The sequence below is a fragment of the Sinorhizobium prairiense genome (genome assembly GCF_029201645.2).
Classification (GTDB): domain Bacteria; phylum Pseudomonadota; class Alphaproteobacteria; order Rhizobiales; family Rhizobiaceae; genus Sinorhizobium; species Sinorhizobium meliloti_A.
Map to the genome: position 1 here is coordinate 609,723 of NZ_CP104132.1, position 26,064 is coordinate 635,786.

The 26,064-nt window shown below is 62.3% G+C and carries 23 protein-coding genes and 1 pseudogene; 16 read left to right on the forward strand and 8 right to left on the reverse strand.

From position 1 onward, the window contains the following. Nucleotides 1-407 precede the first annotated feature (407 nt). Nucleotides 408-596, forward strand: coding sequence for a hypothetical protein (locus N0Q91_RS22545; protein WP_018096300.1), 189 nt, complete (start codon nt 408-410; stop codon nt 594-596). A 92-nt stretch (nt 597-688) separates the two neighbouring features. Here N0Q91_RS22545 and N0Q91_RS22550 read toward each other — a convergent pair whose 3' ends face one another. Continuing rightward, on the reverse strand, nt 689-1,063 hold the full coding sequence (locus tag N0Q91_RS22550) for a VOC family protein (protein ID WP_127712246.1): 375 nt from the start codon (nt 1,061-1,063) through the stop codon (nt 689-691). A 347-nt stretch (nt 1,064-1,410) separates the two neighbouring features. Here N0Q91_RS22550 and N0Q91_RS22555 point away from each other — a divergent pair, with 347 nt between their 5' ends. Beyond that, a complete protein-coding gene (locus tag N0Q91_RS22555; protein WP_275598693.1) occupies nt 1,411-2,232 on the forward strand; it encodes a DUF1206 domain-containing protein in 822 nt (273 codons plus the stop codon). 402 nt (nt 2,233-2,634) lie between these two features. Then, nucleotides 2,635-2,898: a hypothetical protein gene (locus tag N0Q91_RS22560; RefSeq protein ID WP_102763314.1), complete on the forward strand. Its 264-nt coding sequence runs from the start codon at nt 2,635-2,637 to the stop codon at nt 2,896-2,898. Nucleotides 2,899-3,120: 222 nt separating this feature from the next. On the opposite strand, the gene N0Q91_RS22565 is transcribed toward N0Q91_RS22560, so the two are convergent. Further along, nucleotides 3,121-4,272, reverse strand: coding sequence for a LysR family transcriptional regulator (locus N0Q91_RS22565; protein WP_275598295.1), 1,152 nt, complete (start codon nt 4,270-4,272; stop codon nt 3,121-3,123). Between N0Q91_RS22565 and bla the strand changes: the two genes are divergently transcribed. Further along, nucleotides 4,204-5,190: a class A beta-lactamase gene (gene bla, locus N0Q91_RS22570; protein ID WP_275598296.1), complete on the forward strand. Its 987-nt coding sequence runs from the start codon at nt 4,204-4,206 to the stop codon at nt 5,188-5,190. The genes N0Q91_RS22565 and bla overlap by 69 nt on opposite strands. Nucleotides 5,191-5,317: 127 nt before the next feature. Further along, entirely contained in the window at nt 5,318-8,293 is a 2,976-nt protein-coding gene (locus N0Q91_RS22575; protein WP_275598297.1) for an NAD(P)-dependent oxidoreductase, read from the forward strand. Nucleotides 8,294-8,360: 67 nt separating this feature from the next. On the opposite strand, the gene N0Q91_RS22580 is transcribed toward N0Q91_RS22575, so the two are convergent. The 3 genes from N0Q91_RS22580 to N0Q91_RS22590 form a co-directional block, all read right to left on the reverse strand. Beyond that, nucleotides 8,361-9,587: an MFS transporter gene (locus N0Q91_RS22580; protein WP_275598298.1), complete on the reverse strand. Its 1,227-nt coding sequence runs from the start codon at nt 9,585-9,587 to the stop codon at nt 8,361-8,363. A gap of 38 nt (nt 9,588-9,625) precedes the next feature. After that, the gene (locus N0Q91_RS22585; protein WP_275598299.1) at nt 9,626-10,237 is read right to left on the reverse strand and encodes a TetR/AcrR family transcriptional regulator; all 612 of its coding nucleotides are present in this window, start codon (nt 10,235-10,237) and stop codon (nt 9,626-9,628) included. 179 nt (nt 10,238-10,416) lie between these two features. Next, on the reverse strand, nt 10,417-11,304 hold the full coding sequence (locus N0Q91_RS22590) for a LysR family transcriptional regulator (protein WP_275598300.1): 888 nt from the start codon (nt 11,302-11,304) through the stop codon (nt 10,417-10,419). Nucleotides 11,305-11,493: 189 nt separating this feature from the next. On the opposite strand from N0Q91_RS22590, the gene N0Q91_RS22595 reads away from it, so the two are divergent. The 10 genes and pseudogenes from N0Q91_RS22595 (at nt 11,494) to N0Q91_RS22640 (ending at nt 21,193) form a co-directional block, all read left to right on the forward strand. Beyond that, nucleotides 11,494-12,666 (forward strand): NAD(P)/FAD-dependent oxidoreductase, encoded by a 1,173-nt coding sequence (locus N0Q91_RS22595; protein ID WP_275598301.1) that lies wholly within the window; start codon nt 11,494-11,496, stop codon nt 12,664-12,666. Next, a complete protein-coding gene (locus tag N0Q91_RS22600) occupies nt 12,663-12,926 on the forward strand; it encodes a 2Fe-2S iron-sulfur cluster-binding protein (protein WP_100673325.1) in 264 nt (87 codons plus the stop codon). Before N0Q91_RS22595 ends, N0Q91_RS22600 begins: the two co-directional genes overlap by 4 nt. Beyond that, nucleotides 12,913-14,275 (forward strand): annotated as a pseudogene (locus N0Q91_RS22605) (FAD-dependent oxidoreductase). The gene N0Q91_RS22600 and the pseudogene N0Q91_RS22605 overlap by 14 nt, the downstream one beginning before the upstream one ends. A gap of 21 nt (nt 14,276-14,296) precedes the next feature. Beyond that, entirely contained in the window at nt 14,297-15,781 is a 1,485-nt protein-coding gene (locus N0Q91_RS22610) for an ABC transporter substrate-binding protein (protein WP_275598302.1), read from the forward strand. A gap of 78 nt (nt 15,782-15,859) precedes the next feature. Next, the gene (locus tag N0Q91_RS22615) at nt 15,860-16,780 is read left to right on the forward strand and encodes an ABC transporter permease (RefSeq protein ID WP_275598303.1); all 921 of its coding nucleotides are present in this window, start codon (nt 15,860-15,862) and stop codon (nt 16,778-16,780) included. Next, entirely contained in the window at nt 16,780-17,739 is a 960-nt protein-coding gene (locus tag N0Q91_RS22620; RefSeq protein WP_275598304.1) for an ABC transporter permease, read from the forward strand. Before N0Q91_RS22615 ends, N0Q91_RS22620 begins: the two co-directional genes overlap by 1 nt. Continuing rightward, the gene (locus N0Q91_RS22625; RefSeq protein WP_275598305.1) at nt 17,736-18,722 is read left to right on the forward strand and encodes an ABC transporter ATP-binding protein; all 987 of its coding nucleotides are present in this window, start codon (nt 17,736-17,738) and stop codon (nt 18,720-18,722) included. Before N0Q91_RS22620 ends, N0Q91_RS22625 begins: the two co-directional genes overlap by 4 nt. Continuing rightward, a complete protein-coding gene (locus tag N0Q91_RS22630) occupies nt 18,719-19,702 on the forward strand; it encodes an ABC transporter ATP-binding protein (protein ID WP_275598306.1) in 984 nt (327 codons plus the stop codon). Before N0Q91_RS22625 ends, N0Q91_RS22630 begins: the two co-directional genes overlap by 4 nt. Beyond that, nucleotides 19,699-20,427: a sulfite exporter TauE/SafE family protein gene (locus N0Q91_RS22635; protein ID WP_018096281.1), complete on the forward strand. Its 729-nt coding sequence runs from the start codon at nt 19,699-19,701 to the stop codon at nt 20,425-20,427. The genes N0Q91_RS22630 and N0Q91_RS22635 overlap by 4 nt, the downstream gene beginning before the upstream one ends. Before the next feature lie 7 nt (nt 20,428-20,434). After that, nucleotides 20,435-21,193, forward strand: coding sequence for an SDR family NAD(P)-dependent oxidoreductase (locus N0Q91_RS22640; protein ID WP_275598307.1), 759 nt, complete (start codon nt 20,435-20,437; stop codon nt 21,191-21,193). A gap of 113 nt (nt 21,194-21,306) precedes the next feature. On the opposite strand, the gene N0Q91_RS22645 is transcribed toward N0Q91_RS22640, so the two are convergent. Continuing rightward, complete coding sequence (locus N0Q91_RS22645) at nt 21,307-22,239, reverse strand: arginase family protein (protein ID WP_275598308.1); 933 nt, start codon at nt 22,237-22,239, stop codon at nt 21,307-21,309. Between the two features lie 327 nt (nt 22,240-22,566). On the opposite strand from N0Q91_RS22645, the gene N0Q91_RS22650 reads away from it, so the two are divergent. Then, a complete protein-coding gene (locus N0Q91_RS22650; RefSeq protein WP_275598309.1) occupies nt 22,567-23,127 on the forward strand; it encodes a GNAT family N-acetyltransferase in 561 nt (186 codons plus the stop codon). Between the two features lie 243 nt (nt 23,128-23,370). Here the strand turns inward: N0Q91_RS22650 and N0Q91_RS22655 are convergent, their stop codons facing one another. Together N0Q91_RS22655 and N0Q91_RS22660 are read right to left on the reverse strand one after the other, a co-directional pair. Continuing rightward, nucleotides 23,371-24,156 carry an alpha/beta fold hydrolase gene (locus N0Q91_RS22655; RefSeq protein WP_275598310.1) on the reverse strand — a complete coding sequence of 262 codons (786 nt, stop codon included), beginning with the start codon at nt 24,154-24,156 and terminating at the stop codon, nt 23,371-23,373. A 323-nt stretch (nt 24,157-24,479) separates the two neighbouring features. Beyond that, the gene (locus N0Q91_RS22660; protein WP_375341893.1) at nt 24,480-25,742 is read right to left on the reverse strand and encodes an epoxide hydrolase family protein; all 1,263 of its coding nucleotides are present in this window, start codon (nt 25,740-25,742) and stop codon (nt 24,480-24,482) included. Between the last annotated feature and the right edge of the window lie 322 nt (nt 25,743-26,064).

Here is a 26,064-nt window from a genome sequence, read left to right on the forward strand (position 1 = left end):
GCACTTTGTCGGCAGACCCAAGGTAGCTGACCGCCGACTGGTATCGGCACCCGGAAGTATGAAGTTGACTACTTTGCGCGGAAACACGGCATCGCTGCTGCGGATGCGCGCCGCATCATCAAGCAGCACGGTACGACCGCGACGCTGCCGGCAAAGCGGCCGGCCGCCCGAGGGGTTAGAGCAGGTGTGTTGCGACCACCAAGTCAACCTAAGCCGAAAGCCCGCTTCTATCTCTTTTTGCGGGACGGCCCATCCTCCCCTCGCAGCGTCGGCGGTCAGGCGGATGCTGGGACTGAGCGACTGCCCGAAACCCGACTGCCGAAAAAACTCCTCAGCACATGTCTTAGTTTATTTGTCGCTAAATTAGACTTTGGTAGTGTGCTCGCCTCATGGGATGGAGGATTTCTATGGAGCGCATTCCGCCGCAAGCCGCAATAGCAGAGGCTGCAACCAAAATGTGGTCAGTGCCGGAGTTTTGCCGACGGCAAAACTTGTGCGAGGAAGAAAAACGGCGCTTGACCCGCCTCTTCGGCCGGTTTGCCACGGCTCGCGAGTTGCTTCACAACGCAAAGCGCGCTCCTAAGTGGAGGTATTGAGGTTCAGGGCGAGGGTATACCGGGCGCACACCGAACGAAAAAGACCCGGCAGGTAGGCGAAGCCCTTTTGCCGATGCCTCTCGATGGCAGGATTAGGCCTCAGCTTCGTGGCAAACGACTTCGATGTTGTGCCCGTCCGGACCAATGACGAAAGCTGCATAGTAGTTCGCGTGGTAGTTCGGGCGCAGACCAGGGGCGCCATTGTCTTTGCCACCCGCCTCGAGAGCCGCGCGATAGAAAGCTTCGACTTGCTGGCGATTCTCGGCTGTGAACGCCAGGTGGAGATGCGCCGGCTTCTCCTCGGTTTGGTACAGGCACAATGAAGCCTTGCCCTTTGGGCTAAGCTCGACACCGTAGGTCGGCAGACCCTCCGAGACGACGGTCACGCCGAGCGGTTCGAGTGCCTTGAGGAAGAACGCTTTGCTCGCTGCGTAGTCGCTGACGCCGAATTTGACATGGTCAAACATGACTTCTCCTGAAGTGTGTGGGCCTGCCCGACGAAGATGCGCCCGAGCGTACCTCTGCTGCGCGCCTTCCAATGTCTGCTTGCGCTGAAAAGGTCTTCGCGGCCGCTTGCGTCTCACATTTGATGGCATGTCTCAGCCGTTGATGGCAAGGAACAGAGGGTGGGGAGTGCCGCGGCCACCCTTAGAATTCCCAAGACAAGCGGCTGTTCGGGGCAAGGCCCGTGCATTGAAAACGATCTTGTAACGGGTGCTTGCCTGTTGCCGGCCGAGAGCTTGGGTCGAACCGCGACAACCTTCCGGCAGGTCGTGCGTTAGTAGACGAAGTAAACTGGAGCGCGGAGAGCACGATGCCCTCAAGATTTCGTTTCGGCCTACTTGCGAAAGCAGGCTACACGGCCCGTGGTGTCGTGTTCCTTCTCGTTGCCGGACTCGCTCTTTTCTCCGGAGTGACAGGCGGTCGGCCCGAAATGAAGTCAGCGCTCCTGACGCTGCTCGAACAGCCCTTCGGCCGGGTCTGGGTCGGATTGATCGGGCTCGGCCTGCTCGGGTTCGTCGCCTGGAGATTGGCCCAGTCCCTTGCGGATAGTGACGGCCACGGATCCGATCGCAAGGGGCTCATTGTGCGCAGTGCATTGTTCGGCAGCGCCGTAGTATACCTTGGGCTGGCCGGCTACTCCCTCGGACATGCACTATTTCTTGCGGGCGGAAACCAGGAATCTGGCGAGAAAGGGCTGGCGGAATGGATCATGTCGAAGCCGTTCGGCTCGTACCTGGCGATCGCGGTCGGGATCGGCTTCATCGTCGGTGGGGTCGTCACCGCGTACAAAGGCCTAACACGAAAGTTCGAGCGATATCTCCGCATTCCCGATCGGAACCGTGTCCTTACCTCAATCTGCATTTACGGCCTCGTCGCGCGTGGCGCTGTCTTCGTGATTATCGGCATCCTGTTCGCCTATGCCGGATTCCGGGTTGACCCGGAACAGGCTGGCAGCATGAGCGATGCCCTGGAGTGGCTTCGACAACTGCCGTTCGGCTCGATCCTGTACATCGCCGTGGCTGCCGGTATTGCTGCTTTCGGCATCTATAACCTCATTGAAGCGCGGTATCGGGTCGTCCGCGGCCCTGATCTGGCAGCGGTGAAGCAGCCGATCTCGCTGCAGAAAACCTGACCCAACGCAGGTGGTTAAGTCCGAATCGGCCGCCGTCAGGTGACGAGATCCGCCATGGCGTTCATCGGGATATGTGCCGGGTAAATTTTCGGCAACTGCCGTAAGACTTTTGTCAGGATCCATGGGACTAAGGTCCGATATATACTATTGCCATTTCCCGTCGACATATGAGGTGACATTGTCCTCTCTGAGGCATTACTGACTCAATGCACCTGTGAAGGTGTCTTGAAGTAGATATCTCGCGACAAACCTGCGCGATCCGAATGTTGGCCCCGATGCGAACGCGATCACCGATTTCCTTGTCGGAACTGTTGTCGGCGTCTTCTTCTTTTACCTACGTTCAGGGAACTTAAATCTTCTGTGATGGTTTCGATGAAGGAAAGTACGACAAGGAGAAACAACATGGCTGATAGAGGACCAACAGTTGTGAATACCGGAGGCAGCGGTGCTGGTTGGGCCGTCGCAGTGATCGTGGTTCTGCTGATCGTCGGAGCCTTGTTCCTGTTCGGCGGCGACCTGTTCAACGGCGGCGGAGGCGGCGGGAATACCGATGTCGACGTGAACGTGCCGAACGTAGAAGCGCCTCAGGCACCGTCTGGTGGAGAAACATCGGCGCCTTCAGGCGGCACGGCGACTCCAGCTCCCTCGGGCGGCGGACAGCAATAGCTCCTCCAGAATGCCGACGGAGTTCCTGCACAGAAGTGGCGGCGTCGACGGAGGGTGCGGCGCTGCCACTCTTTTCGAGATCTCGCCTTTGAGTGCAACCGCGGAAGACGCTTCGGCGCTCGTTGGGTCTTCAAACGAATGCACAAACTCGGACGCAAACCCGATGAGACGACAGGCCTATCGAATGGGCCTAAGCGACGGTCGACCGGCTGAGGCGCCGGGTCACGGCAACGCGTTGTCCGGGAAGCTCTCTAGCTCGCCCGCGGCACGTTGAATGATGTCCCGTATCCACGCGATCGCCGGTTCTTGAGCAGCCGCGATCCCCCAGAGGAGCGAGAGCTCCGATCGTCGCGCTGGTTCAAGGCGAAGCAGTTTTAGATCAGCATGGCTGCGCATCAGCGCGCGGGCGGAACGGTCCGGCAGCGAAGAAACCAGATCGGTGGCTTCCAGCAAATGGCCAAGTGCGGCATAGCTCGGTAACGAGACGGCAATATTGCGGTGCTGCCCGCGCCGCGCCAACTCCACGTCAAGGTAGTTCTGGGAAATTGGCCACGGAAGCGGATAAACGTGCCGATGGGCTAGAAAGAGCTCGGTCGAAATCCGATCGGCACAATCGTAGAGATCCGAACGCGGACCGGCGAGGACAACGAGTTCGTCCTCCCATAAGGTAATTCCGTCCACCAATGCTCCGACAGGCGTGGTTCCACCGATGGAAAGCACGAAGTCGACGCGACCGGTCGCGAGATCTGATTCATAGCTGCGCCGTTCAAACGGCTCCACTCTCAGGGTCCAGTTTGGAGCTTGCTCGTGCAATATGGCTATAACGGCCGGCACCAGCGTAAGCTCCAATGCCCCGGGTGAAACGATCTTAACATCTCTCACCGACTCGGCCGGATGGAACGCCGTGGTGCATTGGCTCCCTCGCGTCTTTTCGAGCTCGGCGTTCAAAACCGTACTCAGGAGCGAAAGCGAGCGTTCCAGGCTCTGCGCACGAATTGTAGGCAACATCGCCCCGCCACTGCGTACAAAGAGAGGATCCGAGAACACCGTTCTCAGCCGAGCGAGTGCGTGGCTGACTGCAGAGGGAGAGACAAAAAGACGATCGGCGCAGCGGGCAACGCTCCGCTCTTCCAACATGACCGCCAGCACCTTCAAGAGGTTAAGGTCGACCTTGCACCAGTCCATAAAGTGAATCTCATTCAGGTTACGCTGAGATTCTATCATTTGGCTCAGTTTGTATCCTATGGCAACAACTTGCTCGAAGCACATCCTTTCATTGGTGAGAGCATGCCAAGAATCATCTGCATGACCGCTGCGGTCGCAATTCTCATAAACCTCTTTTCTTCTCGAATATTCGCAGGCGAGATCACCCAAACGGACCGTCTTCGTCTGGAGCTCGAGACACTCGCCGAGGAGCATCCCGGCCGCGTCGGCATTTGCGTGCAGGACCAGCCTAAGGCGCCTGTTTGTGTGAACGGCGCTCAACGCTTCTCTCTGCAGAGTGTCATGAAATTGGTCGTCGCTGCAGCCGTCATGCAGGCGGTCGACGAACAGCGTATCCGGTTGGACGACCAAATCACCATCAGGCGCGAAGACCTGAGCGTAAACATCCAGCCCATCGCCGATATCGTCGCCAGGCATGGCTCCTTTGAGACAAGTGTTCGGGATCTTGTGCGCCGGGCGGTGGTCGCGAGTGACAGTGCGGCTACGGACGTGTTGATCGCCCGCCTGGGTGGGACGAAGGCGATACAGGCCTTCCTCGAAAAGGCGGGACTGACGGGCGTCCGAATCGACCGAACCGAGCGCGAGCTTCAAACTGAGACCGATGGGCTCATGTGGCAGCCAGAGTTCGTCTTTCCGCAGAGGCTGGAGCAGGCGCGCAGGGAAGTTCCCGCGGCAGTCCGCCAAACCGCCTTCGAGGCCTACATGAAGGACCCGCGCGACACCGCGACGCCCCGCGGCATGGCTGCTTTCCTGTACAGCCTTGCGTCAGGCAGCCTCCTGACTGCGGGCTCGACGGAATTCCTTTTGACGGTCATGAGCCAAACGACCACCTTTCCCGATCGGCTGCGCGCGGGCATCCCTCCAGAATGGGGTATCGGGCACAAGACAGGCACGAGCCAGACCCGTGGGGGCATCAATGGTGTGACCAATGATGTCGGTATTCTGACGGCGCCGGACGGGAGGCGCATTGCCGTGGCTGCGTTCGTTGCAGAGTCTCGCGCCGGTCAGGCCGAACGTGCTGCCGTCATCGCGGCCGCGGCTCGAGCCATCACTGCAGCCTACGAATAGCAGTACGGGTACTCGCGAGCACGGGCATGACGCATTCCGCGTGCTGATCGGCGCAGATGAGGTCTTGTTTATGCTCCGTTCGATCCACTATCGCGCATCCTCAGGCCTCGACAATGGATGGCAGATCATGACGAACAGCGCGCAGATGCAGGAACAGCGATTGAAGGCACTCGAACTGACGAGGAATGGCGCGCCGAAGCTGCCGTCCAATCCTTTCTTCGGCGTCGGCCCGATCACTGACGCGACCACCGATGAGGTGGACAGCCGCCTGCGGCGGATCGCCTTCGACGCCTGGATCGAGAAGACCTATCGCAAGTTCGACGACAGCGGCAATGATATCGGCGGCTTTACCACGGCGGAAATCTCCCGCAGCATGCATCGCGGCTATCCGGCCGACAAGATTTTGACCGACATGATGCGGGCGATCCATCGCTATTTCGGTTTTCCGAAGACGAACCGTATGGCAGTGGGTCTCGGCGGCGGCCACAGCGGCTTCACTGTCTGCGTCCAGCACCTGATGAACGCCAACGACGCCTCCCAACGCGTCTATGTCGATACGCCGCGGCCAGAGAGCGATCCTTCGAGAGCCGCGGGCTTCTTCCGCCAGTCCTGGGCGACCCAGCTCGTCGAAATGCAGCGATTCGCCGAGAAGGGCTGCGAGAGCCGAATTCATTTCGCAGCCTCCGAAGGCGTGATTCCGACGGCAGAAGAGCTCTCCGCCCTCGGCGTGTCGATCTTCGTCGGCGTCGGCCACGAGACGACCGGCGCCAATGCCTATACCAGCGGCGAGATCTGCGAACTGTTGAAGTGGATCGACGGTGATCCGGCCAACCGGCATGCGGTTTTCGATGCCACCTCGATGCTCGGCGCCATGCCGTGGGAACCGGAACTGGTCAGCGCCGTGATGGCGAAGTGCTGCCTGTTCATGCCCTTCCAGAAGGCGATCGGCGGGGTCTCCGGTTATTTCGTCGCCTCCTTCACGCCGCATGCCCTGACGTTGATCGAGAAGAACCAGCAAGACCCTGCCTGGGCTATCCCGCGCCAGCTGAAGATCGCGCCGCCGGTCGACCCGAGGCAGCCATTTTCGGCCAAGCGCTCTGTCGACGCCGGCCCGTTCTACGATGCCGCCGAAGACCGCATGCTCGGCGGCGTCATAAATACCTACAGCGCGCTCGCGTTCGCCGAGACCACCTTCGGTCTCTTGCAGTCCGAGGCGCGCGTCGGCTCCGTGGTCGAGCTCAACCGGCGCTCCGCCGCCAATCGCAAGGTGATCGACGAGTGGGTGGAGACGCATCCGCTCCTGAAGCTGACCGTTGCCGATCCGGAGCGTCGCGGTGCGGCAGTGACGCTCCTGAAGGTGGTCGACGAAGACATCACAGATACAGACATCCACGCCCGCATCATTGCACGTTCGAAGCAGCTGCTCGGCTATGAGGGCATCACCCATCCGAATGGCGAGTACGAGCCCGGCCTCGATGCGGCCCGCTACGTCAATGCCTTCCCCGGCACACCCGGGGACTATCGCGCCTGGGTCGGCGGCATCCGCGAGCCAGACGACGTCGTCGCACTGCTGGAGAACCTGCAATACGCCTATCTGCGCGCCAAGATCGTCGTCCTCGAAGAGGAACTGGCGAAGAAGGGCGTCACGTTCGAAGCCCCTGCCAAAGCCGGCCAGGCCATCCGCAAGGACGACCCCGACCGTGCCTACACCGTGCTGATCGCCGACCTGGTCGGACTGCGCTTCGGTGCCGATGGCCGGCCGGATCACGGCGAGGTGAAGGCCTATATCGAGGAAAAGGGCGGCGTGTTCCACCTGGGGCCGATCGGCGACCGGTCTGCCCTGGAGAAGGGCCGCATCCACTTCTTCTACCAGCCGGACCTGAGCACCGAGGCGGAAATTCTGCCGCAGACCGACAAGGGCCAGTACGACGCGCTGATTGCGGCGGCGACCTTCATTCCGAAAGCTTCCGTATTCCCGCTCGGCGGCGTGCGCATCGGCGCCGGCACCGGCAACATGGGCTCGGCCTCCTGGGGCGGCGGCAATGGCGAGGGCGGCCAGGCGCCGCTGATGAACACGCCGGGCATAAACAGCCGCGCGACCGCCCAGATGGCGATGAAGGCGATACTGAAGGTCGTTCCAGACCTGCCGGTCGACAGGCTGCACCGGATGGTCGCAGAGGGCGACTTCGATACCGGCCGTCAGCTCAAGGATTTCCCGACCGCCAAGCTCGAGGGCCGCAGGATCGCCATTCTCGGCTACGGCAATATCGGCCGTGAAGTCGCCAAGCTCGCCAAGGCCTTCGGTATGCATGTCGCGATCTACGCCCGCCACCACCACAAGCACTGGATCGAGACAGAGGGCTTCGAATATGCCGAAAGTGCCGTAGCCGCGGCAACCGGCGCCGACGTGCTCTCCGTCCATATCGGTCTCGGACGCCTGGATCCGGTGACCGGTCTCTATTCCAACGCCGGAACCGTCGATCAGAAGGTGCTCTGCGCGATGAAGGATGGCGCCGTGCTGGTCAACTACGACCGGGGCGAGGTGGTCGATAACGCCGCGCTTGACGAGGCCCTGTCGACAGGCAAGATCGCGCATGCAGCGATCGATGCCGACCTCTTCAAGGACGTCGCGACCGGCAAGCTCAGCGGGCCGATGCTTCCTTACCTGGCACTAGAGGAACGCCATAAGGGCCGGCTGGAACTCCTGCCTCACGCGGCAGCCGACACGGATCATCCTTCGCGCGTGACCGGCGCGAAACAGGCGGTAGACCAGATCTTCGATGTCATCCGCTTCAAGTCGGTCACCAATCTCAAGGGGGATCTGCCCGAGGGCTACGTATCGGCCGGCAGCCGCACGCCCGCCGGCATCGGCCGCGTAACGAAGCGGCTGGTCGCCGAGGTCGGTGGCAAGGCGGAACTCCTGGTGGAGCTGCGGCAGACGTCGGAAAGGGTTGCGGCAATCTTGGGCGCGCTCGCCGCCGTTGCCGACCCGGATCACCGCGGCCGGATCATCGATCGCTATACCGGCCTGCTCGTCGAAAGTGTCGATCGTCAGCGGGCGCTGCTCGACCGGCTCGGTCTCTACGGACCGGTGGAGGAGTAGACCGGTCGTCTTCGGCCACGCCGTTCGCGCTTGACGCGCAGGGCGTGGCCGTAAAATCTGAATTCGATCAGTGCTTCAGGGCTCTTTTCTGATCGATTTTCTCGGTCAGGAAGATGGCGAACGCCGTAGCGGGCAGCGCAAGCCCGATCATGGAGGCGAGCCACCACCCGCCAGAGGCAAATGCCCAGGCGCCCAGGGCAGAGCCGATGGCGCCGCCCGTGAAGAATATGGCCATGAACAGGCCGTTGAGCCGGCTGCGCAACTCCGCGCCGAGTTCGTAGATCGAGCGCTGCCCGGTCACCAAGGTCATGGTCACGCCGAAGTCGAGCAGGATCGCCGCCAGCGTCAGAAGCGTGAGCGCGGTAGTGGATCCTTCGGTAGCGACCTGCGTCATCAGGAAAGCGGCTCCTACACCGACAAGACCGAATGCCGTCGCCGGCCGGATCAAGCCCTTATCCGCGAGGCGCCCGGCGATGGGGGAAGCAATTGCGCCCGCGACACCGGCCAGGGCAAAAAGCGCAATGCCGTTATGACCAAGCCCGAAGCGGGGGCCGGCAAGATAGAGCGGCGTGACGGTCCAGAAGAGGCTGAACGCAGCGAACTGACAGGCCTGATAGGCGGCGCGGCGCTGCAGGACCGGCTGCGTCGCGAGGAGCTTGCCCATCGACTTGATGAGCTGGCCGTAAGTCATCCGGGCCGCCGGTCGGCGGGTCGGCAGCTGCACCCACAGCAGGCTGCCCAGCCCGACCATGACGACGGCCGAAACATAGAAGACGGCATGCCAGGAGCTGAGGCCGGCGATCAGCCCGGAAATCGGCCGCGCCATCATGATCCCGACCATCAGCCCGCTCATGACATTGCCGACGACGCGGCCCCGAGCCGCATCCGGAGCAAGGTTGGCAGCGAAGGGCACGATCATCTGGACTGCAACGGAGCCTAGACCGATGGCAAGCGAAGCTGTGAGGAAAGGCCCGGGTGTGGTTGAGAGACCGGCCGCGATCAGGGCAAGAGTGACCAGTCCGATCATCGTCACGATCAGCCGACGATTTTCCAGGAGATCGCCCAGCGGCACGAGCAGCAGCAATCCGATGCCATAGCCGATCTGGGTCAGGGTAACGATCAGGCCGGTCGCCTCTGCTGGCAGGCCGATGTCGAGTGCGATCGGGCCGGCGAGTGGCTGGGTATAGTAAAGGTTGGCGGCAATCAGGCCGCAGGCGGCGGCCATCAGAAATGTCATGCCGGCAGAAAGCCCGGCCGGATGCTGCGTCTGGGCGATGGATACGGGAGCTGTCATTGAAGAGTTCCTTGGGAGGCAGGAGGCGGACGGTTCAATCAGTCGAGAATGCGCAGGACGGCTTCGGCGGAAGCGAGCATCTGGTTTTCCAGCTCTCCGGTTTTGCCGGCGATGCGGACGCCCTGAAGATAGGAAAACAGCGCAAGCGCGGTCCCCGCAGGATCGACGTTCTGGCGGATTGAACCGTCTTGGTGGCCTTCGCGGATGAAACCTTCGAGCCGGGAGACGAGATGGCGATTGTGTCCGGCCACCTTTTGGGCGATCTCGGCGTCCGACAGAACCAGTTCCACGGCAGCGCCAATGGCCAGGCATCCACGCCTGCCGGTTTCGCCGCAGGCGGAGATGGCATAGAAACCGACGACGCGGGCGATCTTTTCGCGACCGGTGGAGGCTGAGGACAGCGCCTCCTCCAGAAGATCGGCGCGGACTTGCTTATAGCGGTCGTAGGCTGCGACGAAGACGTCACGCTTGTCACGAAACGCCTTGTATATGCTGCCGGCGGTCAGTCCCATTTCCGCCTTGAGCTCGGCTATCGAGGTCCCGTGATAGCCCTTCTCGGAAAATATGCGGATCGCCGCATCCAGAGCCTGGTGCATGTCGAATTCGCGCGGCCGCCCGACGGGGCGAGGAGAGATGCTTTCGAAACTCATCTGATCGACCTATTAGGAAACGTTCATTTCCTAATAGGTCGCGGAATCGATTTGGTCAAGCGCATCCTTGAGTTCTCATGACGAGCAGTTGCAGTGCAGGGTGTAACTCTTAGAAACGTCGCCGATCTCTTCGACGTCCTGCCGGAATTCGAAAGGCGCTTTGAGGCGAGCATGGCCAATCAGGATCTGCCGGAGAGCTCGAACTGGCAGTGGCTGAAGAAGGCCCGGACGGTCTCGTTGTCCTTCAGGAAGTGCGCCGTCCCGAAATAGATGGGAACAGGCGTGAGGCTCAGCAGCTCCACCCGGGTTATCGTGTCATCGTCCGGTCCGACGGACCAGGTCGGCAATATGGAAAAGCCGAGGCCTTCGCTGACGTAGCGCCTGATGCTGACGCTTGACGACACCGAGATCAGCGGCTCGACAACCGCACCCTTGCTGCTGAGGAAACCGGTGGCGATGTCCCTTATTATCTGTCCCGGTTCATGCGAAACGAAAGGACGGCCGCAGGCCCATTCGGGAATGCCGCCCTCGGCGGGAGCGGGTCCCCAGTTTCGAGGATAGACGAGCGAAAGGCTGTAACGGCCGATCAACTGCTGAATTACGACGGAGTCGCCAAAATGCCGCTCCGCAATGAATATGTCGAGGCTGCCCTGGCGGACGAGATCCGACAGCGCAGTGTCACGCTCGTACACGACAAGCTCCACGTCAGGGCGGCTTTCATGGAATTTCCGGACGACCCGCGGAAAGAGATCATGGAAGATTCCCTGCGGCATGCCGATCCGCAGCACCGGACGCTGGCTCTCCATCAGCCGCGTCAGACGCGTCAGCATGATGTCGAATTCCGGACGGATCAGCTCGTAAAGCGCAAGCCCTCGCGGTGTCAGTCCCACACGCCGTGCCCCGCGCTCGGCGACGACCAGCCGCTCGCCGAGGAGGTGTTCCAGCCGCCGGATATGGTTCGCCACGGATGGATGGCTGAGATTGAGTTCCCTGGCCGCGGCGGAATAGGAGCCGGTCCGTCCGAGCTGGTAGAACGTCTGGACGAGTGAGAGGCTGATGCTGGGCAAGTGGCGGTTCCTGCGGCTCGTGTGCATTCGCGCCGAGGACGTTACGGCGAGCAGGGGCAGGGCCGCAAGGCGCAGAGCCGGCGAGTTGTAAGTTTTTTCATAACTCGTACCCTTGTTCTTTTATCGACGCGGTTTTGCCGGGCGCGCTACGATCTGTCCCGAAACCTCCTTGCAAGGCGTTCGGATCAGGTGCGCGAGCAGCATTTTTCACCACCAGTCATCGTTATCGGAGCGGGCATTGTCGGCGCCTCGACCGCGTCGTTTCTCGCACTCGCGGGTACGCCCGTTCGGCTGCTCGACGCTTCGACGCCGGCCAGCGGGGCGACCGGCGCTGCGGACGGCGCCGTGTCGGTGGCAAGCAAACGCCCGGGCCCGATGATGTCCATGGCCCGGGCCGGAGCGGCGCTTTATCGCGAACTCGCGCAGGAGGGATTGTTCCAGGGCCTGTTCCACCGGCGGCCCACCTTCCTCGTTGCGACGAGCGACGCGGAGGCCGAGGTCCTTTCCGACCACTCGAAAGCTCTCGCCGAGGTCGGTGCGCCGGTGCGTTGGCTCACCCGGGATATGGTTGCAGACAGATTGGCCCTGCTCTCCCGAAAAACGGTGGCAGTGCTGGAAGTCGAAGACGAGGGGCACGCGATCGGCTACAGCATAGTCTCGCGTCTGATTTCCGCCGCAGGATTGAAGGTGGAGCGCAATTCCCCCGTTGCGGCGCTGGAATACGACGGACGATCCGGCCGCGTCAGCGGCGTTCGTGTCGGGGAAGCGGTGATCGAAGCCTCGGCGGTGGTCGTCGCCGCAGGTGGCGGCGCGGGCAAGCTCATAGGACTTCCCGATGTGTCGCGTCCACGCAGGGGGCAGCAACTGGTGACCGAGCGGGCACCCGCTCTCAATGCCGGCCTGCCGGGTTCGCTTCTCTCCTGCAGCTATCTCCTCAGCAAGAAGCACCAGGGCACTCAGGTGGATGCCCGGGGATACGGCGTCGTCATCGATCCCCTCGATACCGGCCAGTTCCTGATCGGCTCGACACGTGAGGAGGGACGCACCATCCCTGAAAATGATATCGAAGCGGTGGCTCACCTGGCGGCCTCCGCTGCGGACATGGTGCCCGCGCTAGGGCGCTTGCGCATCCTTCGGTGCTTTGCCGGCATCCGCACTGCCATATGCGACGGCCTGCCGATGGTCGGCAGGATGCCGGGCGTCGACAATCTCTTCGTCGCAGCCGGGTTTGAAGGAGACGGGATCTGTCTTGGGCCGCTGACCGGCCGGATCGTTGCGGATCTTGTTCGGAGGAAGGAGCCGGAGGTCGATGTTTCGCCGTTCGATCCGGGGCGGTTCGCCGGTAGGAGCATCGCGGCATGACCACCGTCGGGATTTTCTTCTGGCGGGGCGCCGAGGTACCGTTCCGAGCAGGCGAAAGCATTGCAGCCGCCCTTGCCGGTTCGAACATTCACGGATTCGGAAAGGATCCCGCCGGGTCACAAACCCGGTATTTCTGCGGCATCGGCGCCTGTCAGTGTTGCCTCGTCCGCGTGGATGGGCGCGCAACCGAGGCCTGCCTCGAACCGGTCTATGACGGTATGGTCGTGATGGCGCTGGAGGATGACGATGCGAGAAGCTGAAGTCATGGTCGTCGGCGGCGGACCGGCCGGCGTTTCGGCGGCGATCGAAGCTGCGAAATCGGGGCTCTCGGTGACGCTTTGCGAGCAGAGACCTGCGCTCGGCGGCGCCATCCATCGCCAGCCGGCCGAAGGCGCGGCCCCCGTTGCCGTCTTACCGTCGCTTAGGGGCCGCTGGCAGGCCCTGTCTGCGGAGCTTTCCGCCTCGGGCGTGGATGTTCGGACCCGCCGGGCATTCGTCGGCATCGACAGCACAGGCGCCGTGCTGATCGAAGACCGGGCAGCCGGAAAGGTCGAAGTATGCCGGCCGCGCGCCTTGATTTTAGGTTGCGGGGCCGTGGAGCGGGTAAGACCGCGTCCGGGCTGGCATTTGCCTGGCGTCGCTGCAGCAGGCGGTCTCCAGGTGATGCTGAAGGAGGGCCGCGTGCCGGAGGGACGCATCCTGCTTGCGGGAAGCGGCCCGCTGCTGCTCGCTTTGGCCGCACAAATGACGGCAGCCGGCAATCCGCCGGTGGCCGTCATCGAGGAGGGAGATCCTGCTTCGCGGCCCCTGGCTGCTGTCCGTCTGCTGGCCCATCCGTCCATCCTTGCGGACATGGCTGCCTTGATGGTGCCTGTCCTGCTCCGCCGCGTCGTGTGGCGCCGCGGCACGCGTCTGACTGAGATCACCCGATCCGGCGATATGCTCACCGCATGCCTCATCGCGTCAAATGGGCGGGAGGAGCGGATCGAGGTCGACCGCATCGGTCTCCATGACGGGCTGCGCCCGAACGATTTCGGCCTGCCGACCAATGATGCGGCGGCAGGCCTCGTCATCCTTCAGGGCCGGAGACGTTCGTGAAGTGCTCGGCGCGCACGCCGCCGAGGCGGATGGAGCCGAAGCGGGCCGCGAGGCTGCGGCCCGGCTGGCAGGGCGCGCTCCGCGCAGTGGCCGGAGCGGGATTCGACGGCTGCGCTCCCTGCAGACCAGCCTTTCCCGCCTTTTCGCGCCCGTCCACGATGCGCTGATCCTTGGCGATTGTCCGGACGAAACGGTGATCTGTCGTTGCGAGAACCGGACAATCGGCCATCTGAAGGCGCAAATGTCAGGGCCGGACGCTGTTTCGGCACGAGAATTGCGCCTCAACGGACGGTTCGGCATGGGTGCCTGCCAGGGACGCTTCTGCACAGAATGGACGCTTTCACTGATGTCCGAACTGCGCCCCGCAGCCGCTCCGGCAAGCTTTGCCGAAATGGGCGCTTGCCGTTGGCCGTTGCGGCCCGTACCCCTGTCGTCGCTCGCAAAGGCCGGCATGAACGGCGACACCGGGATCCGGGAAAGGAAACTGCCGGCTGAAGCCATTGAAACCTGAAACAAAAATAGGGGAACGTGAATGAGGAAGATACAGAGACTGTCTGCGGGTGCCCTGATGTTACTCGCGTCCACACTTGCCTGTTCGCCAGCATGGGCGCAATCCATCACCATCGCCATCGGGTCGGAGCCTTCGACGCTCGATCCGCAGCTTAGGGATGACGGCGGCGAGCGCCAGGTCAACGACAACATCTACGAGACGCTGATGGCAAGGACGCCAACCGGCGAACTCGTGCCGGGTCTGGCCGCGCAGCCTCCGAAGCAGATCGACGCCACGACCTGGCAGTTCAACTTGCGGGACGGCATCAAGTTCCACAATGGCGAAGCTTTCAATGCCGATGCCGTCGTTGCATCCGTCTCGCGGGTCATCGATCCTGCCAACAATTCCGAGCAGATGGCGTATTTCGGTACGATCAAGGCGGCCGAAAAGGTCGATGACCTGACAGTCAACCTCATGACCACAGGCCCGGATCCGATCCTCCCTTCGCGCATGTACTGGATGAAGATGATCGCGCCCGGCTATGCCAAGGACGGCGATCTTGCCGGTGCGCCGGTCGGAACCGGTCCGTACAAGTTCGACAGCTGGAACCGCGGGACGGACCTGAAGCTCGTCGCAAACGCGGACTACTGGGGCGGGGAACCTGAGATCGACGACGTCACCTACCGCTTCGTGACGGAGCCGGGCACACGCCTTTCCGGCCTGCTTTCCGGCGAATTCGACGTGATCACAAACCTCCTGCCTGAGTTCACGACGAATGTGCCGAAGTTCGCTGCCGTTCCCGGCCTCGAGACGTCCGTCTTCGTCCTGGGTACGGACAATGAAGTTACAAAGGACCCGAAGGTGCGCGAGGCGCTCAACCTCGCCATCGACCGCAAGGCCATGGTCGAGGGCCTTTTCATGGGCTATGCGACGATCGCCAAGGGGTCGCACATCAATCCGGCCGCCTTCGGCTTCAACGAGAAGCTGGAGCACTATCCTTATGACATCGAGAAGGCGCGGGCTCTGATCAAGGAGGCAGGGGCCGAGGGCAAACCCCTCGTAGTCGTCGGCGAATCCGGCCGCTGGCTGAAGGACCGTGAGCAGATCGAGGCGGTCGCGGGTTACTGGGCCGAGACCGGGCTGAACGTCACGACCGACATCCAGGAATTCTCGCAATATCTCGACAGCCTGATGGGCGACGGGCCGCGTCCCGACGCGATCTTCATCGCCAATTCCAACGAACTGCTCGATGCCGACCGGGAAATGTCCTTCATCTACCACAAGGACGGTGCAGCGGCATCGAACTCGGATGCCGAGATGGCAACCATGATCGAAGCGGCACGCGTCGAAACGGATACCGCAAAACGCAAGGCGCTTTATGACGATATCCAGAAGAAGGGGCACGACCTGAACTACACGGTGCCGCTGTTCAATCTCCAGGACATCTACGGCATGTCGGAACGCATGGAATGGCAGCCGCGTGTCGACGCGAAGTTGATGGTGAGCGAGATGAAGGTCACCGAATAGCATCGCCCGCAGGTGGCGTCACCCTTGCCGCGGACCATTTCTGCGGCAAGAGTCGCCCCGACAACAGGAATGTCTCATATGCTGGAATTCATCCTCCGCCGCCTGTTCCAGGGGGTGCTCGTCGTCTTCGGGGTGACAGCGACCGTCTTCGTCGTGACCCGGCTGGTGGGCGATCCGGTTGCGCTGATGCTTCCGCTGAGCTCGACGGAGGCGCAAAGGGCTGCCTTTGCCCAGCAGATCGGCCTGGACCAGCCGATCGCCACGCAGTTCCTGCGGTTCGCCGGAGACATCGCCACTCTGGACTTCGGAAACAGCCTCTGGCAGCGGCGTCCTGCGATTGAAGTCGTGTTCGAGCGCTTGCCTAACACGCTGCTGTTGATCGCGGCGGGTCTCGGAGCCGCCGTCATGCTTTCGATACCGATGGGCGCCGTTTCGGCTCTGCGTCCGGGCGGACTGGTCGATCGGCTGACCATGTCGGTCGGCCTTCTCGGGCTCGCGATGCCGCAATTCTGGCTTGGTCTCGTCGCCATCATGATCTTTGCGGTGACGCTGAGATGGCTGCCGACCTCCGGCATGGGCACGGCCGCGCACCTTGTTCTTCCGGCCCTTACGCTCGCACTGACGCCGCTTGCGCGCTTCACGATGATGGTGCGCGCGTCAATGATCGACGAACTCAACAAGCCCTATGTCAAGACGGCAAGGGCAAAGGGCCTCGGACTGACGCGCATTCTGCGCGTCCATACCTTACGCAACATCCTGGTTCCCTTTCTCTCTATCTCCGGATGGGAACTGATCGCCACTCTTTCCGGCTATACGGTTGTAGTCGAAACGGTGTTCGCGTGGCCGGGGCTTGGCCTGACGGCCGTGCAGGCGATCCAGCGGGGCGACCTGTTTCTGATGCAGGCCATCGTCTTCATCATCGCTTTCCTGATCGTCTTGATCGGGATCGTGCTCGACATCCTGTCGAAGGCGGTGGATCCGAGAATGGAATTGAACTGATGGCCGCTCCCGCTTCCGCCGCTTCATCCACTCCTGTCAGCACGCGCGTGCCGCGCGCGGGGATATCGGAACTCTGGCACGACAAGGCCGCTGCCATCGGGCTTGCCTTCATCCTGCTCATCGTTTTCCTGGCCCTGTTCGCTCCGCTTATCGCACCTTACGATCCGGCCGCGCAGTCGATCATGGCACGGCTGAAGCCGCCGGTCTGGATGGAGCGCGGCACTTGGGAACACTTGCTCGGAACCGACAATCTCGGCCGCGACGTCCTGTCCCGCATCATCTGGGGTGCGAGGGCGACGCTGACGATCGGCGCCGTCACCTGCCTTCTGGCGGCGACACTGGGGACGGTCATCGGCCTTTGGGCAGGCTTCATGGGAGGGCGCACGGACTCGATCTTGATGCGTCTGGTCGACATTCAGGTCAGCTTCCCCGGCATCCTTCTGATCCTCCTCGTCGTCGCGGTTCTGGGGCCCGGCGTCTGGACGCTTGTTGCGGTCCTGTCGGTGACGAACTGGATGGTCTATGCCCGGCTCGTGCGTGGCATCGTCTCGTCGACCCGTCAGACCCCTTACGTCGAAGCAGCCGAAGTGATCGGCTGTCGTCCTGCACGGGTCATCTTCAGGCATATCCTGCCGAACATCGTCTCGCCGCTGCTGACGCTGGCGATCCTGGAGTTCACCAATATCGTGCTGGCGGAAGCAGCGGTGTCGTTTCTCGGCTTCGGCGTTCAGCCTCCGGCGACGTCATGGGGGCTCGACGTCGCCTCGGGACGGGACTACCTGTTCATCGCGTGGTGGCTCGTGACCTTTCCGGGCCTTGCGATCGTCGTCACGGTGCTGTCCATCAATCTCTTCGCCAACTGGTTGCGGGTAACGACCGACCCCGAGGAACGGGAGAAACGCTTTGCGCGCGCCGAGGCGGTCAGGCGGCGGCGCGGGCGACGGACGGTGGATGCATGACCGTGCCTCTGCTCGAGATCGACAACCTGCATGTCTGTTTCGATACGCGCGCCGGCACCGTCCAGGCCCTGCGCGGGGTATCCCTGACCGTCGCACCGGGCGAAACGCTCGGCATCGTCGGCGAATCCGGATCCGGCAAGAGCGTGACGGCACAGGCGGTAATGGGCCTGATCGACGTGCCGGGGCGCATCTCGGACGGTGAGATCCTCTGGGAAGGAAAGCCGCTAGCCGGGTTCGATGTCGCCAAGGCTGCACGCGATATCTGGGGCAGGGAGATCACGATGATCTTTCAGAACCCGATGACGTCGCTCAATCCGCTGATGACGGTGGGGGCGCAAATCGCCGAGGTGATAGAGGTTCACATGGGATTCAGCAGGCGGGCGGCGCGGCAACGGGCGGCGGAACTGCTTTCGGCGGTCGGTATCTCCGGCGCGGAGCGGAGGCTCGATCAGTATCCGCACGAGTTTTCCGGCGGCATGCGACAACGCGTCATGATTGCCATGGGCATTGCCTGCGAGCCCAAGCTTCTGATCGCCGACGAGCCGACAACGGCCCTGGACGTGACGATCCAGGCACAGATTCTGGAGCTTCTGGCGGAGTTGCAGGAGAAGATGGGTCTGGCGATCGTTCTGATCACCCACGATCTCGGCATCGTCGCAGGCCTCTGTCACCGCGTCGCCGTCATGTATGCGGGGCAGATCGTCGAAACCGGTCCGGTGGATGCCATTTTCGAAAATCCATCGCATCCCTATACGCAGGGTCTGATCCGCTCGACCCCGGGCCTCGATGACGACGAGGAACGGCTGGCGGCGATAGACGGAGCTCCGCCGGGGCTGTTGCAGCCGCCTTCCGGCTGCGCTTTCCTGCCTCGCTGTCCGATCGGCGACCAGGGTTGCCGGGTGCCTCAAATTCTCCGTGCGATCGGTGCGGGCACAGTGGCCTGCCGCAAAGCCGGCGAACAGGCATGGAGGGAGGCAGTATGACGGTCGCCCCCGTGCTGTCGGTTTCCGGCCTCGCCATCGATTACGAACTCTCGTCCGGCGGACTTTTCCGCAAACGCCGCAGCGTCAATGCCGTCAGTGATGTGAGCTTCGACCTGGCGCCGGGTGAAACGCTCGGTCTTGTCGGCGAGTCCGGCTCCGGCAAGACGACCGTCGGCCGCGCGGTGCTCCGCCGCATTCCCGCTGCGCAAGGCAGGATCGTCTTCGGCGGCGAGGACATTACCCATCTCGGCGGCGAGCCGCTGCGACGCCTGCGGGCGCGCATGCAGATCGTCCTGCAGGACCCCTATACGTCGCTCAATCCGCGCATGAAGGTCTCGAGCATCGTCGCCGAACCGCTTATCGTCCACGGCCTCGCCGGTTCCGCAGAGGAAGCGCGTGCCGCCGTTGCCGAATTGCTGGAGCGCGTGGGACTGCCCAGCGATGCCGCGGACCGCTATCCGCACAGCTTTTCCGGCGGACAGCGCCAGCGGATCGGCATTGCCAGAGCCCTGGCGCTGAAGCCCGCGCTCATCGTGGCTGACGAGCCTGTCTCCGCCCTCGACGTCTCGGTGCGGGCTCAGGTCGTCAACCTCATGCAGGACCTGCAGCGCGATCTGGGAATATCCTATCTCTTCATTGCCCACGACCTCGCCATCGTGCGGCACATCTCTCATCGGGTGGCGATCATGTATGCGGGGAGGATCGTCGAGGTCGCGCCGCGCGACGCCATCTACGAGCGGCCGATCCATCCCTATACAGAGGCATTGCTGTCTGCGGTTCCGGTCGCCAATCCGAAGCTCCAGCGCGCGCGGCGACGCATCGTGCCTCCGGGCGAGTCCGTCGATATCGCCAATCCGCCGACCGGCTGCCGCTTCCATCCGCGCTGTTCGCTTGCGACGGACCGGTGCCGCGAAGAGGCTCCGCAGCTCCTGCGCAAGACCGGCGATCATTTTGCCGCCTGCTGGAATCGGCACTCATGATGGAATTGTTGCTCAGCCCCCAGGGGATAGCCGCGGCCGTCGCGCTCATCCTTGCCGGTGCGGTTCAGGGCTCCACCGGTTTCGGATTCAACATGCTCGCAGCGCCGATGCTCGCCATCATCGATCCCGCCTTCGTGCCTGGACCGATGCTGGCTATGGCCATAGCCGTGAGTGCCGGTGGTACGGTTCGGGAATGGAGCGACGTCAACCGGCAGGATCTGGCCTTCTCCCTGACCGGGCGCCTGCTGGCGGCAGGGGCGGCCGCGTTCTGCCTCCAATTGCTAAGCCCGGATGCCTTTGCGGCCGTCTTCGGCTTCGGCGTGCTCTTCGCGGTGGCGCTCAGCCTTGCGGGGCTGAGGATCGAAACGACGCGCAGTTCGCTCTTCCTCGCCGGGGTTCTTTCCGGTTTCATGGGCACCCTGACCTCGATCGGCGCTCCGCCCATGGCCATGGTTTATCAAAATGCCGGCGGCGCACGCATGCGTGCGACCCTGAACGCCTTCTTCGTCGTCGGCGGCATCATCTCGATCGGAGCCCTTTTCGTCGTCGGCAGTTTCGGCCTCTCCGATCTCCTTCTTGCCGCGACCATGCTCCCCTTCGCCTTTCTCGGCTTTCTGCTGTCGGGCTGGGGACGACGGCTCGTCGACCGCGGGCATGTGAAGGCCATCGTCCTCATCGTGTCGGCGGCTTCAGCTCTTGTTCTGCTTTTGCGCGCATTTTCATGAGGATGCCATGACAGACGCACCAAGAATTCTCATTACCGGTGCTGGCAGCGGAATCGGCGCCGCAATCGCGCGGCGCATCGCGACGCCCGGCATGCGGCTTTTCCTGCACACGGGCGCCAATGCGCAGGGACTGAGGACGGTCGCGGAGGAGGTGAGCGCAAAAGGCGCCGAGGTTGTCACGGAACTCGGAGACCTGTCCGATCCGACCGTTCCCGGACATCTCGTACGGGCGGCGTGTGCAGCCTTCGGCGGGCTCGACCAGATCGTTTCGAATGCCGGCCGCGCGCAGCGATCGTCGTTCGGTCAGCTGACGGACGAAGACCTGCAGACAGCGTTCGACATGATGCCGATGGCCTTTTTCCGGCTGGTCGACGCCGCTCTGCCGGACCTGAGAACATCCACGCAGGGACGAGTGGTCGCCGTTAGTTCGTTCGTCGCCCACGGCTTCGGGACGAACGGCATGCATTTTCCCGCATCCGGTGCCGCCAAGGCTGCGTTGGAGGCTCTGGCCAAATCGCTTGCCGCCCAACTCGCGCCTGAAGGTGTGACGGTAAACTGCGTGGCACCCGGCTTCACACGCAAGGACAGCGGCGGCCATGCCGCCACGACATCAGCAGCGATGGAAAGCGCACGTGCGGTTACACCGAACGGCCGGCTCGGGGAGCCGATCGACGTGGCCGAATTGGTCGCCTTCCTTCTGTCACCCGGAGCACGCCATATCACAGGGCAGGTCATGCATGTGGACGGCGGACTGCTGCTGGCATAAGTTGCGTGGACAGCCGAAGTTCGACCCTCGGGGGCGGCCTGCTTCGGGCGACACCGAGCCACTCATCGTCCGGATGGCGCTGGTCTGCAACAGGGCCGGTTGCGGAAAGTCTCCTACAGGGTAAATTTATCGAAGTTCCGCCCCTGGGCAACCGAGGGTGCTGCTGTTCCGAGCGCTGCGGCTAGTACGTCGGCCAGGCCGCGTCCGGCGCTGCCGTCCTCATCAAGGCGCGGATTGTAGATGGTAATCTCGATGCCGACTGCCTTGCCGCTCGCCAAGGCAACCCGCAGCGCGGTCCCCAGCTCGTCCCACGACAACCCGCCGGGCATGCGGAAATCGACAGCCGGCATGACGACATCGTCGAGGCAATCGGCGTCGAGATGGATGAAGAAGCCATCCAGCTCCTCTCGCGTCAGGTGGTGAACCGCTTCGCGCGCGGCGGCCTCGACGCCCATCGCGCGCACGGCGGGAAGGTCAATCGCCTTGAGCTCTTTGGGGAGCGGTTGGCTTCCGTACTCCTCCTGGTCCTTATGATCGCGATACGCGAACGCGACAGCGTTTTCGGGAGGGACCAGAGGACCGCGACCTTCAATGTCAGCCAGTTTCGACGGGCCGTAGCCGGTGACCAGGGCAAGGTCCATTGAAGCGCCCTCACCATTGGGCTCCGCCTCGGGCTGGAAAAAATCGGCGTTGCCGTCGATGAAGAACAGGCCGTAGCTGCCGCGCCGTCGAAACGCGAGCATCGAGCCCAGCACGATCGTGCAATCGCCGCCGAGTACTACCGGAAATTCGCCCGCGTCAAGCACCGCTTCCACCGCGTCGGCGAGCTTGGGCGACCACGCCGCAATTGCACTGGCATTCAGGATGCCGGTCTCGGGATCAGGCGTAGGGTCCTTCGGAAGCACCGTCAGCCGCTCGGCGCGGCGCGCATGGATGCGCTCCGCGAGACCGAGGCTCAAGAGCTGGTCGGGCAAGTGCTCCACACCGTCGGTCGCGAGGCCCAGCGTAGAGGGGGCTTCGAGAATTGCGTAGGGCAGAGTCGGCATGGGCGCCTCCGTTGGCGGCTACTTTGCGGAGTAGGCATCGTAGAAGCGCTTCGAACGCCCGACATCATTCGTCCCTACCGAGACATAGTGGATCACAACTACCTCCGCTCCAGCTTTGTCCCCCTAACAGCCGCTTCTGGTCATTGTTCCGTCAAAGCCGACTGTCGTTTGTGGCCAGAATGGACCGAAGCGAATACGGAACCGCTGAGCCGGCAGCAACCGGTATCGCTTCCACGCCATCCGGGTTACGATGCGTAGCTGAGAACGGGCGTCTCGTCGGACCACCTGCGTCAGGAGGGCAGTGTGAAATCGCCAACGGTGAGAGTTATGGCCGCGGCCGAGGAAGATCTGGCGATCGAAACGGTCATGCTGGCGTTTGCAGCGGATCCCATGGCGCGATGGACCTGGCCGCATGCACACCAGTACCTTGCGGCCATGCCACGAATGATCCGGGCGTTCGGGAGCAGCGCATTCGCTAACGGAACCGCCTTTTGCACCGACGGCCACGCCGGGGCGGCGCTGTGGCTATCGCCCGGGGTGCATTCCGACGAGGAGGGGCTTGGTGCGGTGCTCGAGAGCACGGTTGCGCGCTCTCTTGCCCCCGAAACCACGGCCATATTCGAGCAGATGGCCACGTACCACCCGACCGAACCCCATTGGTACCTGCCCCTGATCGGCGTCGACCCGGCGCATCAAGGCGAAGGTCACGGCGACGCCTTGATGGCGTACGCACTCGCACGGTGCGATCGCGATCACGCGCCAGCCTATTTGGAATCCTCGAACCCGCGCAACATTCCGTTCTATCGACGCTACGGCTTCGAACCGCTCGGCGCGATCCAGGCCGGTTCGTCGCCGACGCTCGTCCCGATGCTGCGGCCGCCGCGTTGAGCTTCAATCGGTCGGAGAGTCGCCCGTCCCTTGCCAGAAGTGCCGTTTCCGGTGGTCTGCGGCACGATCCGCGACGACTTCGAAGCCACTGCTGCTTCGCAAGGGGCGTCTTTCCTGCCTGCGCCGCTGTCTTCCCTACTACCAGGGCGTAGGGCGGGCGCCGGCTGACCATTTTGATGAACCGTACTAAGATAGTGGGGTGTATTCTCCCGACGCGCGATAATGTCGTCGGGAGCTTTGCGACTACTTCTCGGCCGACGCTGCGGCCTTCTCGATAAGGTGGGAGACAGCTTCCGGATGGGAAACCATGAGGACGTGCGAAGCGCCCTTGACGACCACGGTCTCTTTGGATTTTGCGCGCTCAGCCATCCAAGACATCGCGGCAGGCGGAATGTTCTTGTCAGCGTCGCCATAAACAAACCAGGACGGGATTTTCTTCCAGGCAGGCGCGCCAGCCGGCTCCTTCAACGCGGCTTCGGCGACAGGGCGTTGTCCCGCTGCCATGAGCCTGGCTTCAACGAGCGGAACGTCTGCGGCGAACTGATCGGGAAACTTGTTCTGGTCGATGTACAGATCATGACCTCCATTCGGCAGGGTGACCGGCGGGGCGAGGGTAGGGCCCAGGGTACTGCCGGGGAACTTTCCGGTGAGATCGATGGCGGTTTCTCCCGCTTCCGGCGCAAACGCCGCGACGAAGACCAGAGCCTTGACGTTCTCATGACCGTTCGCGGCGCTGGAGATGACGCTGCCGCCGTAGGAATGGCCGACAAGAACAATCGGCCCCTTGATCCCGGAGAGAATGGCCGAAACATAATCAGCATCGCCCTTGACGCTTCTGAGCGGATTGGCGGCCCCTACGACAGGATAGCCGTCTTTTTCCAGCTCCCGCACGACACCGTTCCAGCTGTTCGATTCTGCGAACGCACCATGGACGAGTACGACAGTAGGCTTCTGACCGGCAAAAGCCGGCCCAGCAAGGGCCAGAGCACTCGCTGCCAGGGCCGCGAGGATATGCGTGTAGCGGGACATGTGATCTCCTTTCGCTTGAAGTGACCCGCGAATAAGAGCTTTCGGGTGTATCCGCGATATGTTCGAAACGCGAGGCGGTGTAACGAAGTTTGTCGTGAGAACGCAGCGTACATCTGCTTACAAATTTCATATGGAGAGCGTCGCCGCAGAAGGGGCGCGGACGCTGGCAAATCGATCCCCGCGGCGATGCCGGAGCCGGCGAGAAGCGCGGGGATGAGGCTATAGCATATATGCTATGGGCATCATCGCTGAAGGGCAGGACGAAGCCCGCAAAACGAAGATGCGGCTTCCGGAAGGAAGCCGCACTGATGTGGAATTGGAGTCTAACGCATCGACTTAAATGCGGCCCGCAGTTCCTCGGCAAACAGCTGCGGCTGTTCCCAGGCAGCGAAATGGCCACCCTTTTCGACCTGGTTGTAGTAGACCAGAGATGGGTATGCCTGCTTGCTCCAGCTTTCCGGTGCCTTGTAGATTTCCTTTGGGAACACCGTGATTGCCACGGGCACCTTGATGTCTTTGGTCTGCTGGGCGTCGGAGCTGAAGTTGTTGTTGTTGTTCTCCCAGTAGAAGCGCGACGACGACGCACCGACGTTCGTCAGCCAATAGAGGGTGATGTCGTTGAGCATCTCATCCCGGGAGAGGACATTTTCAGGCACGCCGTTGCTATCGCTCCATTGAACGAATTTCTCATAGATCCACGCCGCTAGACCGGATGGCGAGTCCGCTAGCGAGTAGCCGATGGTCTGCGGGCGGGTCACCATCATTGCGCCATAGGCGGCGTTCCTGCCGAAGAAGGTGCTAAGCGACCTATAGGCTTCCCTTTCGGGCTGCGATAAGTTCACCGGTGCCGGATCGCCTGCATTGATGCCCCTCATCAGCTCCCCTGGAACAGTCGCGGGCATGTTGAGGTGAATGCCGAGCAAGCCCTTCGGAGCTTGCCGCGCCAGCGCATCAGAGATCACCGAACCGTGGTCGCCACCTTGGGAAACATAGGTCGAATATCCCAGACGTTTCATGAGCACGTCCCAAGCTTTCGCGACCCGCTCCGGTCCCCATCCGAGTTCGGTAGGCTTGCCGGAGAATCCATGACCGGGAATCGACGGGATCACGACGTCGAACGCATCTTCCGCGCGACCACCGTAGGCGGTTGGATCGGTAAGTGGACCAATCGTCTTGATGAACTCGAACTGCGATCCCGGCCAGCCGTGCGTTAAAATGACGGGGAGGGCGTTTGGGTGACGCGACCGGACGTGGATGAACTGGATATCGACCCCGTCAATCGTGGTAATGAATTCCGGCAGGGCATTCAGTTCCTGCTCGGCCTTACGCCAATCATACTCGCTTCCCCAGTAGCGAATCAGTTCCTGAACACGTTGGAGCTGGATGCCCTGGGAGATATCGCCGACAGTCTCCTTATCCGGCCAACGCGTGTTCGCGATCCGCTTGCGAAGATCGTCGAGCTGAGACTGCGGGACATGAATTTCAAACGGGCGAATGCTTTCATCCGCCTGCTGGTTCTTGGAACTGACTAAGGTGGTGTCAGCGGCGCTTACCTCTCGCAGGGCTGTGACCGGCAGCAGCATCATGGACCCAATAGCAAGCGCGATGGCGCGGTCAGCAATATGATTCCGGCGGGACAATGTGTCGATAGCAGTCATGTGGCCTCTCCTTGTCTGTGTCGATTGACGACAATCAGTGCGGAGCGGGATCTACGAACCTGACGTATTTGCCCTGTTTCAGGATTTTATCCAGTTGTATCAAAGCGTTTACTGAGCGGCTTTGACACGATTCCATACGAAGAATTCCGGAGTTAAGGGGGCGCGTCGCCCGAATCGGGCTGTCGATAACCCCGAGCAAAGGTGTTGACCATCAACTAAGACCTGGCAGTTGAATACGCCGCATCCGGAT

What these genes read in the sequence shown, in the direction of transcription:
- N0Q91_RS22545 (WP_018096300.1), top strand. Translation starts at nt 408, where the DNA reads ATGGAGCGCATTCCGCCGCAAGCCGCAATAGCAGAGGCTGCAACCAAA.
- N0Q91_RS22550 (WP_127712246.1), bottom strand. Translation starts at nt 1,063, where the DNA reads ATGTTTGACCATGTCAAATTCGGCGTCAGCGACTACGCAGCGAGCAAA.
- N0Q91_RS22555 (WP_275598693.1), top strand. Translation starts at nt 1,411, where the DNA reads ATGCCCTCAAGATTTCGTTTCGGCCTACTTGCGAAAGCAGGCTACACG.
- N0Q91_RS22560 (WP_102763314.1), top strand. Translation starts at nt 2,635, where the DNA reads ATGGCTGATAGAGGACCAACAGTTGTGAATACCGGAGGCAGCGGTGCT.
- bla (WP_275598296.1), top strand. Translation starts at nt 4,204, where the DNA reads ATGACCGCTGCGGTCGCAATTCTCATAAACCTCTTTTCTTCTCGAATA.
- N0Q91_RS22575 (WP_275598297.1), top strand. Translation starts at nt 5,318, where the DNA reads ATGACGAACAGCGCGCAGATGCAGGAACAGCGATTGAAGGCACTCGAA.
- N0Q91_RS22580 (WP_275598298.1), bottom strand. Translation starts at nt 9,587, where the DNA reads ATGACAGCTCCCGTATCCATCGCCCAGACGCAGCATCCGGCCGGGCTT.
- N0Q91_RS22585 (WP_275598299.1), bottom strand. Translation starts at nt 10,237, where the DNA reads ATGAGTTTCGAAAGCATCTCTCCTCGCCCCGTCGGGCGGCCGCGCGAA.
- N0Q91_RS22600 (WP_100673325.1), top strand. Translation starts at nt 12,663, where the DNA reads ATGACCACCGTCGGGATTTTCTTCTGGCGGGGCGCCGAGGTACCGTTC.
- N0Q91_RS22610 (WP_275598302.1), top strand. Translation starts at nt 14,297, where the DNA reads ATGAGGAAGATACAGAGACTGTCTGCGGGTGCCCTGATGTTACTCGCG.
- N0Q91_RS22615 (WP_275598303.1), top strand. Translation starts at nt 15,860, where the DNA reads ATGCTGGAATTCATCCTCCGCCGCCTGTTCCAGGGGGTGCTCGTCGTC.
- N0Q91_RS22620 (WP_275598304.1), top strand. Translation starts at nt 16,780, where the DNA reads ATGGCCGCTCCCGCTTCCGCCGCTTCATCCACTCCTGTCAGCACGCGC.
- N0Q91_RS22625 (WP_275598305.1), top strand. Translation starts at nt 17,736, where the DNA reads ATGACCGTGCCTCTGCTCGAGATCGACAACCTGCATGTCTGTTTCGAT.
- N0Q91_RS22630 (WP_275598306.1), top strand. Translation starts at nt 18,719, where the DNA reads ATGACGGTCGCCCCCGTGCTGTCGGTTTCCGGCCTCGCCATCGATTAC.
- N0Q91_RS22635 (WP_018096281.1), top strand. Translation starts at nt 19,699, where the DNA reads ATGATGGAATTGTTGCTCAGCCCCCAGGGGATAGCCGCGGCCGTCGCG.
- N0Q91_RS22640 (WP_275598307.1), top strand. Translation starts at nt 20,435, where the DNA reads ATGACAGACGCACCAAGAATTCTCATTACCGGTGCTGGCAGCGGAATC.
- N0Q91_RS22645 (WP_275598308.1), bottom strand. Translation starts at nt 22,239, where the DNA reads ATGCCGACTCTGCCCTACGCAATTCTCGAAGCCCCCTCTACGCTGGGC.
- N0Q91_RS22650 (WP_275598309.1), top strand. Translation starts at nt 22,567, where the DNA reads ATGGCCGCGGCCGAGGAAGATCTGGCGATCGAAACGGTCATGCTGGCG.
- N0Q91_RS22655 (WP_275598310.1), bottom strand. Translation starts at nt 24,156, where the DNA reads ATGTCCCGCTACACGCATATCCTCGCGGCCCTGGCAGCGAGTGCTCTG.
- N0Q91_RS22660 (WP_375341893.1), bottom strand. Translation starts at nt 25,742, where the DNA reads ATGATGCTGCTGCCGGTCACAGCCCTGCGAGAGGTAAGCGCCGCTGAC.